Origin of the sequence: Pseudomonas baetica (assembly GCF_051216495.1) — a bacterium.
Taxonomy (GTDB): domain Bacteria; phylum Pseudomonadota; class Gammaproteobacteria; order Pseudomonadales; family Pseudomonadaceae; genus Aquipseudomonas; species Aquipseudomonas baetica_B.
This window is the reverse complement of sequence record NZ_JBPKAM010000149.1, coordinates 1-10,613: the sequence shown is the minus strand read 5'-3', so window position 1 is coordinate 10,613 and position 10,613 is coordinate 1. Positions and strand designations below refer to the sequence as shown.

Genomic DNA, 10,613 nt, shown 5'->3' with positions numbered 1-10,613 from the left:
CTGCTCGCGAAGGCGCGGGTCAGTCAATCCTATATCGACTGATACACCGCATTCGCGAGCAGGCTCGCTCCCACAATAGATATCACAAGGCTTTAGATCCCCTGCGGAATCTCTTCCCCACCCAACGCCTCAACCAATGCAGGCAGGAAATCGCCGAAGGTCAGCATCATCAGGGTGAAGCTGGCGTCCAACTGGCCGAGGGCTTCGTCGCCACCGTCCTGTTCCGCCTGGTCTTGCAGCAGGTCTTCGAACTTCAGGCGCTTGACCACCATCTTGTCGTCGAGGACGAAAGACAGCTTGTCTTGCCAGGCCAGCGACAACTGCGTGACCACTTTGCCCGTGCTCAGGTGCAGCTGGATTTCTTCGCTGGTCAGGTCCTGGCGCTTGCAACGCACGATGCCGCCGTCTTCGTGGGTGTCGCGCAGTTCGCACTCGTCCAGTACGAAGAAATCGTCCGCGGCTTTCTGGGTGGTGACCCACTCGGTCATGGTGGCGGTCGGGGACATCTTCACGGTCAGCGGGCGAACCGGCAGGGTGCCGATCACTTCACGCAGGGTGGACAGCAGGTCTTCGGCACGCTTCGGGCTGGCCGAGTTGACCAGGATCAGGCCTTGTTTCGGCGCAATGGCGGCGAAGGTCGACGAGCGACGGATAAAGGCGCGGGGCAGGAACGCCTGGATGATTTCATCCTTGATCTGGTCGCGCTCCTTCTTATAGACCTTGCGCATTTGCTCGGCCTCGATCTCTTCGACCTTTTCCTTCACTGCGTCACGCACGACGCTGCCCGGCAGGATGCGTTCTTCCTTGCGTGCACTGAGCAGCAGGAAGTCGCCGCTGACATGCACCAGCGGTGCATCTTCGCCCTTGCCGAACGGTGCGACGAAACCGTAGGTGGTCAACTCCTGGCTTGCACATGGGCGCGCCAGTTTGGTGGCCAGTGCAGTTTCCAACGCCTCGGCATCAACAGGCAGATCTTGGGTCAGGCGATAGATAAGCAGGTTCTTGAACCACATGGGTTAACTCTCTCCTTTATACAAAGGGGGGCATTATTGTCTTCACGGTGCCATAGGCCAACCCTTCTCTAAGCCTTTGGAAGGCATGAAAAAATTAATTAAAAAAGTGCTTGCCAGAGGTTGGGTCGCTCCGTAGAATGCGCGCCACACCGAAGCGAAGGGTGATTAGCTCAGCCGGGAGAGCGTCTGCCTTACAAGCAGAATGTCGGCGGTTCGATCCCGTCATCACCCACCATTCGTTTTCAGTGTTACGCGCAGCGGTAGTTCAGTCGGTTAGAATACCGGCCTGTCACGCCGGGGGTCGCGGGTTCGAGTCCCGTCCGCTGCGCCATATTCGGTAACCTGGAACACTGAACGCCAGGTCACCACGGAAAAGCCCGCTGATGCGGGTTTTTTTCTGTCTGCAGTTTGATGGTTGTTTCTGCAGGACGCGTCGTTTCACCGGTTTTCAGATTTTTTGAAAAATTTATCAATTAAATCAACATTTTATGAAAACCTGTGGCATAATGCGCCCCGCAACGAAGGTAAAGGGTGATTAGCTCAGCTGGGAGAGCGTCTGCCTTACAAGCAGAATGTCGGCGGTTCGATCCCGTCATCACCCACCACTTTCAACGCTTCGCGCAGCGGTAGTTCAGTCGGTTAGAATACCGGCCTGTCACGCCGGGGGTCGCGGGTTCGAGTCCCGTCCGCTGCGCCATATTCGGTAACCTGGAACACTGAACGCCAGGTCACCACACGGAAAGCCCGCTTTATGCGGGCTTTTTGTCGTCTGGAGTTTGGTAATCCTGCCCGTTTTCTCTAGGAGCGAGCTCGCTCGCGAAAAACGTCCGGGCAATACGGGTATTCAGACTGCCTACGTCATCGTTGACTTCCATCGCGAGCAAGCTCGCTCCTACAGCCCGGCATTACGGGCGTGCCGGTAATCACTGACGGCCTCGTAAACAGCTTTGCGCAATCGGTTGATGCCACCGATGGGGCGGTGCGCCTCAAGGCCGAACCAGGGATTGAACGACTGGTTATCGCATTGCAGGTTCAGCGCCGGTGTGTCGAAGTCCTGTGCCGGTACGGTGATCCGCGCCACGGTCTGGAAGGGAGAATCGCTCTCGCGCCACTCGATGCTGGTGTCTTCGATCGGCATGTATTTGTTCGCATCCTGGCGCTGGATCTGCAACACGAAGCACGCAGGCACTCGATCTGTGGATAACTGTTGATTCAGCGCGCTGCGCAGGAAGTTCGGCAACTTCTGGTTTTGCGCTGGCAAGGCGTAGCTTGGGCAACTGTCCGGATCCGGCATTACACGAAACTTGGCATTGGCCTCACCGAATTTGTAGGGTGAAACCGAAAAATAAGTTGTTTGTGTCGGGCTCGGCGGGGCAGGAGACAGCGTTGCCAGGGCAATGAACAAGTGACGAATCTGCCAGGTGCGCGGGTCCCACCCCGGAAAGAACGCCATCATCTTTTTGCCATCCGCCTGGGCAGCGACATTCTGACGGTATTCGGCGACATCGCTAACGAAGAAATTCGGATGGCTGAACATCACGAAGTCCTGTTCGCCTCGTTGTTGCTGATCGCTCAGCAATTGTTTGCCCGGTACATCGAGCAGTTTGATCGCCATGCCCCGGGCATCGCGGATGCTGTCGAACTGCGGATAGGCGTTGCCGTTGGACAGGCGCAGGGTGGCTTGCCAGGTCTTGCCGGGCTCACTGAACACACCCTGGCGCAAGTCGCCCGCCAGGTCCGGCAACACCTGGACCTCTGCCTTCACGCAGCCATGGGCCTTGGCGTGGGCATCGCGCAGATAGCGGGTGCTTTCGCGGTGCTGGTCGACGATGCGCACGGCGGTCTGGATGACATCCTGAGTCATTGCCGCTTCGCCATCCGGTATCAGTTCCTGCGCCGATACCGGCCCGCGGTGTTGCCAGGCAAACCACGCCAAGGCCAGCGCCCAGCCGAGCAATCCAAGTCCCAACAACCAGAGCAGCGTCTTGCCCAGTAATGCGCCCAGGCGCAGCCAGAGAGTCTTCAGCATGCGGCATTCCTTTTGATCATGGCAGTTGAGACTCCAATGGCCCGCCCAACACTTTCAGATACTCCAGCAATGCCCAGCGCTCCTGCGGCTGCAGCAAGCGGCCAATTACGCCGTTGCCGAGTTGCCCGGAGCGGAATTCGTGACCGCTGTTGTGATTGCCGGTGATGCGCGTGTCGAACACAAAACCATTGGTAAAGGCTTCGGTGCGATAGCCCAGGTGTTTCGGGTCGTATTCGAAGGTGCCTTTGTAGAAGGTCGTCGCGCGCTCATCCTGCGGTGAGAGCAGTTGATAAATACTGGGTACTGAACCGTTGTGCAGAAACGGTGCTGTTGCCCATACACCCGCCAATGGCCGAGCCTTGTAGGCGCGCAACTCGCGGACACCGATCGGCAGTCCGAAGCCATCCATCCCCGGTCGTTCGGCCGGGGTAATGCCAGCCTCGCGATATGCCCGGTTTTCGACGAAGGCCGTGACATAGGCCAGTCCCTTGGCCACCGACATCTGGCTCAGGTCCAGCGGTACGGTGGGCTTGGGCTCGACATCCAGTTGCTCCAGCTCCTTCTGGCTCCATTGCAGCGCTGTCAGGTCGAAGCGGTGATCGGCGACGTTGTTGGCGGCGCCAGGGTCGGTGCCGATGTAATCCACCGGCAGCATTTTCAGGTGTTGCACGTATCGACCTTCGCCCTGGGTCGCACGGGGTACGTGGCATCCGGCGCAGTTTTCGCTGAACAATGCACGACCCTTGGCGGCCAGGGGTTTATCGATGGTTCCCAGCAGTGCTTCTGGCCAGGCGGGTGGTTCCAGCCGTTGCAGGGTTTCTTCGATCAAGTGCAGATCGCGCACCCGAACACTGGACGGATAACGATCTTCACCCATCAGCGGTTGTCTGTTTTTGTCGAAAAAATTCAGCGTGGCGCCCACGCCCAGGGCTTCACCGATGTTGCGCGCCATGGGCTGCTGCGCCGAGCCATTCCATTGGACCCAGTCGAAGGTCCACATGTCCCACAGTTGCGGATAGTCGACGGGGGCATTGGCTACGCGATAGTTGGCGGGGGAAATCGCATCACCGAAGCTGGCATTGGCAATGCGTCCAAAAGCATCGGTGCGTCCCGGGCCTTCTTCCGTCGGGTAGAGCCCGCGATGGGTGTCGTTCCAGGCCACTTTCAGGAAGGTATCGAGGGAGCCCTTGAACTCCTTGCGCAGTTGTTCGTGCCGGACCTCGTAGTCAGGGCCCAGCACCTTGCGGGCGAAACGTTCGAATTTCCATGGGTTGTAGTAAGTCGAGGCCAGACTTGCGACCAATGCCTGTCCGAAGCTGCCCCCTTGCAGCGTAGGCACACTGGAAGGCAGTACATGTTGTGCGGAGCCGCCGTCGATGCGCACGGCTTGCCCCTTGAAACGCAGCTCCCCGGTGTGACAAGCGGCGCAGGTAATATCCAGAAATGTATCGGGACTGCCGGGGTTTTGATGTCGGGCGAAACCGACGGGCAGGTTGCCGGGGTTAACCGGTGTGGGTTTCTGGTTGGGGTCGATCAGGAAGCCGAAGCGCGCGAGATATTCGGGAGCGGCAAAACGTTGTTGTGAGAAGGGCAGTTCAAGGGCAGTGAACCAGTCGTAACGCAAGCCTTTGACCTGAGTGCCCTGAGGCGTGAAGTAATAGGTTTGGCGGTCGTCGGCGCTCCATTGCTCCAGGTAGTTCACCTGTTGCGCAGGTGTCCAGAGCGGCAGTTTCGGGTTGGCAACGTAGTACAAGACCACGATGAGGGCCACACCCAGCAGAACAACGATCAGGACCAGCAAGCGGAATAAGAGGCGCAAGATGAACATCCTTGTCGATTTGTTTTTCCGTTATGCCTGAGCGCCGGTTGGGCGGCAAGTGGCCATTACGCCAGATGTTGTGGGAAGGGAAATCTTTCTCCGTGGTATCCAGATGACAGAAGTTTCATCATCTACACTGCGAAAAGCGTTTAAACACCTGAACTTATCGGAAATCTCTGGCTCTCATGCCGGTAGCCATTGGTCGTGGCCGCCTGATAAGCTCGCGGCTTTACTCGATTGCCCTTTAGGCGAATGAACAAGGAAATAGCATGAAACAGCATCGGTTGGCGGCGGCGGTGGCCCTGGTTAGCCTGGTACTCGCGGGTTGTGACTCGCAGACCAGCGTAGAGCTGAAAACCCCGGCGCAAAAAGCTTCCTACGGCATTGGCCTGAACATGGGCAAGAGCCTGGCTCAGGAAGGCATGGATGACCTGGATTCCAAAGCCGTAGCCCAGGGCATCGAGGATGCCGTCGGCAAAAAAGAGCAGAAGCTCAAAGACGAAGAATTGGTTGAAGCCTTCGCAGCGCTGCAAAAGCGTGCTGAAGAGCGCATGGCCAAGATGAGCGAAGAGTCGGCAGCCGCTGGCAAGAAATTCCTCGAGGAAAACGCCAAGAAAGCTGGCGTCGTGACCACTGCTTCGGGCTTGCAGTATGAAGTGGAAAAGAAAGCCGACGGCCCTCAGCCAAAGCCAACTGATGTTGTGACGGTGCATTACACCGGCAAGCTGACCAATGGCACTGTTTTCGACAGCTCCGTCGAGCGCGGCAGCCCGATCGATCTGCCGGTCAGCGGTGTGATTCCGGGTTGGGTTGAAGGCCTGCAACTGATGCACGTAGGCGAGAAGTACAAGCTGTACATTCCTAGCGAACTGGCCTACGGCGCGCAAAGCCCAAGCCCGGCGATTCCAGCCAACTCGGTGCTGGTGTTCGACCTGGAGCTGCTGGCCATCAAGGATCCGGCAAAAGAAGAAGCCGCCAAGTAATTAGCGTCTGCTTCGAAAACAACGCCTCGCTCATGCGGGGCGTTGTTGCATCTGGCGTCCGGTACGGGTAAACAAATCGAACAGATGATGCAGGCTGAAGTCATAGCCATTGCAGGGCCGGCGCTAACCGCGCCAGGGCGCCAAGTCAATGAAATATTGGGTTTTTTTTGATGAGTAAAAAACGCCCGATCTAAGCCCAGCCCTTGTGTAGCGGGGCTTTCAGCCGTGAAAAGAAGCTCTGTTCACAAGGTTATCCACAATTTGTGTGGATAACATTTGCGCGGGAGAACCCCATGAAAGCACCCTGGAATTTTGCTCGTTTCCTGCCCTTGGCAGGACGCCTGCTCGCACGTGGGCGCTTGCCGACCTTGCTGTTTGCGGTGGCCAGTAAAGCGGCCAGTCAGGGTAACCGGCTGGGTAAGCTCAAGGATGATCTGCGCCTGCTGCAGGCACTTTGCCTGGCGTACTGGCGGGGTGAGTATCGTGCGATCAGTCCCAAGGCCGTGATATCGGTTGTGGCGGGCCTGATGTACTTCCTCAGCCCGCTGGATGCGATTCCGGATTTCCTTCCCATGTTCGGCATGCTCGATGACATCGCTGTGTTGGGGTGGTTGATGAAAGTTCTCGACGATGAACTCAATGCGTTTCGCACCTGGCGCAAACGTCAGGTGCCAGAGAAGCTCGCGGTGGTCGAACGCTTGCCTGATACGCCTGAACAACTTCAGCTACAGGGACCGAAAAAACGTTGATTCGATCAAGTCTCATCCACAGATAGATACCCCCCGCGACCTTGGCCGCTGTTAGGATTACACTTCTAGGGAAAAGTGCCGACTCGCTAAGTGTTGTTGTCCTACGGGGTAGTCATGGATATTCAGATAATTACACGCGAAGGCGAACCAGAATACGCGGTTCTGCCATGGGCTCAATATCAGGCATTACTGAAAGCAGCAGGCATCAACGAAGCACCGTCGCGTCCGGCCCCAGCGCCGAATGCGACAACCCAGGACCCGATTCTTCCAGGTCTTGATCAACTACGCAGTTTGCGCGAAGGGAAGGGCATCGCCATCGAGGCGCTCGCCCGCACGGTAGGCATCAGCCCGTCTTATCTGGCCATGATCGAAAGTGGCGAGCGTCAGCCCGACGCCGCGATTCGCCGCAGCCTGGCCTGGGAATTGACGGTGCCAGGGTGGAGGGGTGAATCGTGAGCGTACGCATCAGTCGTCAACATTGGGACGGATTGCTGGGCGAGCTGGATCAGGCGCGCCGTCAGCGTCACCTCCTGACTTATCGGGCATTGCTGGAGCGTTTGCAGCTCCCCACGCCCGCCATGCAAACCTTGACCGCTGCGCTTGAGCATCTGGCGGCGCTGGACGCCAAGGCCGAGCAACCCTTGCGCAGTTCGCTGGTGATCAGTCAGGGCGCAAGCCGCCTGCCGCGCACGGGTTTCTTCGAGTGCGTGGAGCGGCTTGGGCGATTCTCCGGGCCGTCCGATGGTGTTGCTGCTGCATCCTGGCATGCCTCGGAAGTGGTGCGGGTATTCGAGTACGAGTACCCGGAATCGGCGGAGGCCTGAGTGTTTTTTCGACTCAAGGCGCGGGTCAATTACTGGCTGGCGCGCAGGCTGTTTCATTGGGCGTGGTTTGTGCGCAACCCTCGAGGCTGGAGCTGGCTTGAGGGGCAGTTCGCCCGCATGGCGAACCTGGGCGATGTCGGCGCCCAGAGTTTCTATGGCCACATCCTGACCTTTCGCGGCGTTGGTCTGGGGGCGCGGGAAGAGGGGGTTCGTTTGCTGCGCCTGGCGGCGTTGGCCGGTGATGGCAAAGCAGCTTATCAAGTGGGTGTGATCAGTCTTGCCGGGACCCCGAGCAAGGCGCCGGATCCGGCAGAAGCGGCGCGATTCTGGGCAATTGCCGCGAAGGCTGGGCATCCGCTTGCGCACATCAAACTCCAGGAACTGGCTTCCCGCCGTCCTATGGAGTAACACCAAATTTCTAATAGATCCGCGTGGCGTAGGGGGTGACTCCTACGCCACTTTTTGGGGTGAAGTTGTTTTAGCGAATCGCCCTACACGAAACACCTCCTTGCCTGACTTCTTTCCCCGCTGATCCCCCGCAAAGTCCCTCGCGCCCTATTTCCTGCGCGAGGGACTGCTCATGTTCGACCCGTTTTTCACATACGCCTCCTGCGTTTCGGTGGGCTGATGGATCACATCGCCCGGATCGAGCAGGAGCTCGAGCATTTTCCGAACACGCTGACGCTCTACCGCCAACAGCTCTCGCGCTGGTTCAGCCAGACCGCCGACCGGGTCAGCCATGCCGCGGACATGCCCTCGCTGTTTGGCATGGAGCGTGTGATCCAGTTTGGCAATACCACCACTGTGGTCAGCAGCGGTGATGACGACTTTATCTCAACGGTTACGCAGTGTTCGAAAGGCGGACCGCTGCAGATCGAGAGCAGGTTCGAGTCGGTGTCTGACGTGCCGCTGGGGAAGATTCAGGTCGACGTGATCGCGCTGAGCAGCGGCACGTCGACGTCGATTACTCTCGATGAAAACGGTAAGGGGCAGTTCAGTTGCTTAGCCGGCGAGTCTTACCGCTTGCGGGTGCAAAACGAGGTTACGTCGGAGCAACTGGATGAGCTTTTCCGATCCTACGATGGACTGACGCAGTCACTGGAAAGGTGGCTGCGCGGCGAGTGGAACGGCGTCAAACCACAGTGGTCGCAATCGCCTTTGCTGGCCGTGGGCAACGGAATGCTGGCCGGCAGTTGGGCCGCCATCGAGGGCGTGTGGGACGGCATCAAGCTGCTGTCGGACATTCTTCAGGATCCGGGCCAGTTTGCTGATCGACTCGGTAGCGGTGTCGAGCAACTGAAGAAACTGGCGCAAGACATGCCGCAAGCGATGGCGAACCTGCAACTGCTGGCCAGTGACGAGGCGGTGTTGTGTCTGTTGCTGCGCTGCGCCAGCCTCTGGCTGGAGATGCAGCCACCCAGCGTGATTGCCGGCGAAACCGCCAGGGTCGTGTCGACGCTGGTGGTGGAGTTGCTGATCGACATCCTTATCGCTGTTGTCCTGAGCATTGCCGCTGCCGGGGCAGGCATCACTTATCTGACGATGCGTTTAGCGCGCCACGGTGCGTCGCTGATCAATGCGGTAACGAGACTGGTCGAATCGCTGTTCTCGATCCTCAACGCCTTGATCGGCTACGTCGACCATTACAAAAAAGTCGCCGCTCGGGGCGTCGCGGCGGGGCTGAAAAAAGGTCGGATGCAACTTCGCTGGAAAGCTCGCAACAATACCACGCTGAAAAAAGACGAACCCCACGACGACACTCCGGCTCAAGCCAAAAATCCCAACGGCGACAGCGCCGAGCCCGCGGCTCTCACCCAGACCCACGGCTGCCCGGTATCGCTGGTCACCGGCGAAGAACTGCTGACCCTCAACGATGGCGTGCTCGATGGCATCTTGCCGTTTGAGTTCACCCGCCTGTACCGCACCAGCGCGGTGGAGATCGACAGCGGTCTCGGCTTCGGCTGGAGCCATTCGCTGAGCCAGCGCCTGGAACTCGACGGCGACACGGTGGTGTGGATCGACGCCGAAAACCGCCGCACACCGTTTCCCCTGCCGAGCCATGCGCGCCCGACGATCCACAACAGCCTGTCGCGGGCGGCGATCTATCTCGGCGATCAGCCGGAAGAACTGATCCTGGCCCTGGCCGGTGAGTCGCCGCGGTTTTACCACTTTCGCGACGGCCAGCTGAGCGCGATCAGCGACGCCTACGGCAACCGCCTGACCGTGCAACGCGATCTGGCCGGGCGCCTCCAGCGCCTGGACAACGGCGCCGGGCGCTGCCTGCGCCTGCGCTACGACCGCCAGCACCTGATCGCCGTCGACTACCAGCGCTTTCAGGTCGCCGCCAGCCTGGAACAGGCCTGGCACACCGAACAGACCCTGGTCAGCTACCGCTACGACGCCCGCGGCCGGCTGGTCGCGGCGACCAACGCCGCCGGTGAGTCCGAGCGCTACGACTACGACGAGCAGCACGTCATCCTGCAACGGCAACTGGCCGGCGGCGCGAGTTTCTACTGGGAGTGGGAGCGCGCCGGCCAGGCCGCGCGCTGTATTCGCCACTGGGCCTCCTTTGCGCAGATGGACACGCGCTATGTCTGGGACGACGCCGGCGGTGTGACCCTCCGGCACGCCGACGGCAGTCAGGAACACTATGTCCACGACGAGCAGGCAAGGCTGGTGCAGCGGGTCGCAGCCGACGGCGGTGAACAGCGCCAGGCCTACGACGCCCAGGGCCGGCTGATTGCCGAACAGGATGCGCTCGGCGCGGTCACCGAATACCGCTACGACGACGTCGGCCGGCTGATCGCACTGATTCCGCCCGAGGACGAGCCGACGTCCTACGAATACCGCAACGGTTTCCTGCATGCGCGCTATCGCGGCCAAGCTAAGTGGACCTACCAGCGCAATGCCCAGGGCGACCTCACCTGGCTGATCGACCCCGACGGCCACAGCACCTACCACGAATACGACGCGCAAGGGCGGCTGGTGCTGATCCGCTACCCGGACCGCAGCCTGCATCGGTTCAGCTGGAACGGCCTCGGCCAGTTGCTCGAGGAAACCCTGCCCGAGGGCGGGCGCCGGCAGTTTGCCTACGACGCGTTGGGGCGGCGGACCACGACCCAGGACGAGTTCGGTGCCATCACCCGTCACCAGTGGGACGCCGTCGGCCGCCTGTTGCAGACCACGCTGCCCAGCG

General features: G+C 59.7%; 9 protein-coding genes and 4 tRNA genes. 10 read left to right on the top strand and 3 right to left on the bottom strand.

Annotation, left to right across the window (positions count from 1 at the left end; translation table 11 throughout):
* Positions 1–92: 92 nt before the first annotated feature.
* Positions 93–1,013 carry a recombination-associated protein RdgC gene (gene rdgC / locus ACSFE6_RS29235; protein WP_435430854.1) on the bottom strand — a complete coding sequence of 307 codons (921 nt, stop codon included), beginning with the start codon at positions 1,011–1,013 and terminating at the stop codon, positions 93–95.
* Positions 1,014–1,172: 159 nt separating this feature from the next.
* On the opposite strand from rdgC, the gene ACSFE6_RS29230 reads away from it, so the two are divergent.
* The 4 genes from ACSFE6_RS29230 (at position 1,173) to ACSFE6_RS29215 (ending at position 1,710) form a co-directional block, all read left to right on the top strand.
* Positions 1,173–1,248, top strand: a tRNA-Val gene (locus ACSFE6_RS29230).
* A 19-nt stretch (positions 1,249–1,267) separates the two neighbouring features.
* A tRNA-Asp gene (locus tag ACSFE6_RS29225) sits at positions 1,268–1,344 on the top strand.
* Positions 1,345–1,542: 198 nt separating this feature from the next.
* A tRNA-Val gene (locus ACSFE6_RS29220) sits at positions 1,543–1,618 on the top strand.
* A 15-nt stretch (positions 1,619–1,633) separates the two neighbouring features.
* Positions 1,634–1,710, top strand: a tRNA-Asp gene (locus tag ACSFE6_RS29215).
* A gap of 195 nt (positions 1,711–1,905) precedes the next feature.
* On the opposite strand, the gene ACSFE6_RS29210 is transcribed toward ACSFE6_RS29215, so the two are convergent.
* Both ACSFE6_RS29210 and ACSFE6_RS29205 read right to left on the bottom strand, forming a co-directional pair.
* On the bottom strand, positions 1,906–3,042 hold the full coding sequence (locus ACSFE6_RS29210; RefSeq protein ID WP_435430853.1) for a catalase family protein: 1,137 nt from the start codon (positions 3,040–3,042) through the stop codon (positions 1,906–1,908).
* 16 nt (positions 3,043–3,058) lie between these two features.
* Positions 3,059–4,861: a di-heme-cytochrome C peroxidase gene (locus tag ACSFE6_RS29205; protein ID WP_435430852.1), complete on the bottom strand. Its 1,803-nt coding sequence runs from the start codon at positions 4,859–4,861 to the stop codon at positions 3,059–3,061.
* 269 nt (positions 4,862–5,130) lie between these two features.
* On the opposite strand from ACSFE6_RS29205, the gene ACSFE6_RS29200 reads away from it, so the two are divergent.
* From ACSFE6_RS29200 to ACSFE6_RS29175, 6 genes are all read left to right on the top strand, one after another.
* Positions 5,131–5,844: an FKBP-type peptidyl-prolyl cis-trans isomerase gene (locus ACSFE6_RS29200; protein ID WP_339556493.1), complete on the top strand. Its 714-nt coding sequence runs from the start codon at positions 5,131–5,133 to the stop codon at positions 5,842–5,844.
* A 293-nt stretch (positions 5,845–6,137) separates the two neighbouring features.
* Complete coding sequence (locus ACSFE6_RS29195; protein ID WP_435430851.1) at positions 6,138–6,593, top strand: YkvA family protein; 456 nt, start codon at positions 6,138–6,140, stop codon at positions 6,591–6,593.
* Positions 6,594–6,707: 114 nt separating this feature from the next.
* The gene (locus ACSFE6_RS29190; RefSeq protein WP_435430850.1) at positions 6,708–7,049 is read left to right on the top strand and encodes a helix-turn-helix domain-containing protein; all 342 of its coding nucleotides are present in this window, start codon (positions 6,708–6,710) and stop codon (positions 7,047–7,049) included.
* Entirely contained in the window at positions 7,046–7,417 is a 372-nt protein-coding gene (locus tag ACSFE6_RS29185; protein ID WP_003223109.1) for a hypothetical protein, read from the top strand. Before ACSFE6_RS29190 ends, ACSFE6_RS29185 begins: the two co-directional genes overlap by 4 nt.
* Positions 7,418–7,825 (top strand): sel1 repeat family protein, encoded by a 408-nt coding sequence (locus ACSFE6_RS29180; protein WP_435430849.1) that lies wholly within the window; start codon positions 7,418–7,420, stop codon positions 7,823–7,825.
* Between the two features lie 219 nt (positions 7,826–8,044).
* The coding region (locus ACSFE6_RS29175) for a DUF6531 domain-containing protein (protein ID WP_435430848.1) at positions 8,045–10,613 on the top strand (2,569 nt) is incomplete at its 3' end.

Excerpts from the sequence above, each read along its gene's own strand:
- ACSFE6_RS29195 (WP_435430851.1), top strand. The coding sequence starts at position 6,138 with ATGAAAGCACCCTGGAATTTTGCTCGTTTCCTGCCCTTGGCAGGACGC.
- ACSFE6_RS29200 (WP_339556493.1), top strand. The coding sequence starts at position 5,131 with ATGAAACAGCATCGGTTGGCGGCGGCGGTGGCCCTGGTTAGCCTGGTA.
- ACSFE6_RS29190 (WP_435430850.1), top strand. The coding sequence starts at position 6,708 with ATGGATATTCAGATAATTACACGCGAAGGCGAACCAGAATACGCGGTT.
- ACSFE6_RS29210 (WP_435430853.1), bottom strand. The coding sequence starts at position 3,042 with ATGCTGAAGACTCTCTGGCTGCGCCTGGGCGCATTACTGGGCAAGACG.
- rdgC (WP_435430854.1), bottom strand. The coding sequence starts at position 1,013 with ATGTGGTTCAAGAACCTGCTTATCTATCGCCTGACCCAAGATCTGCCT.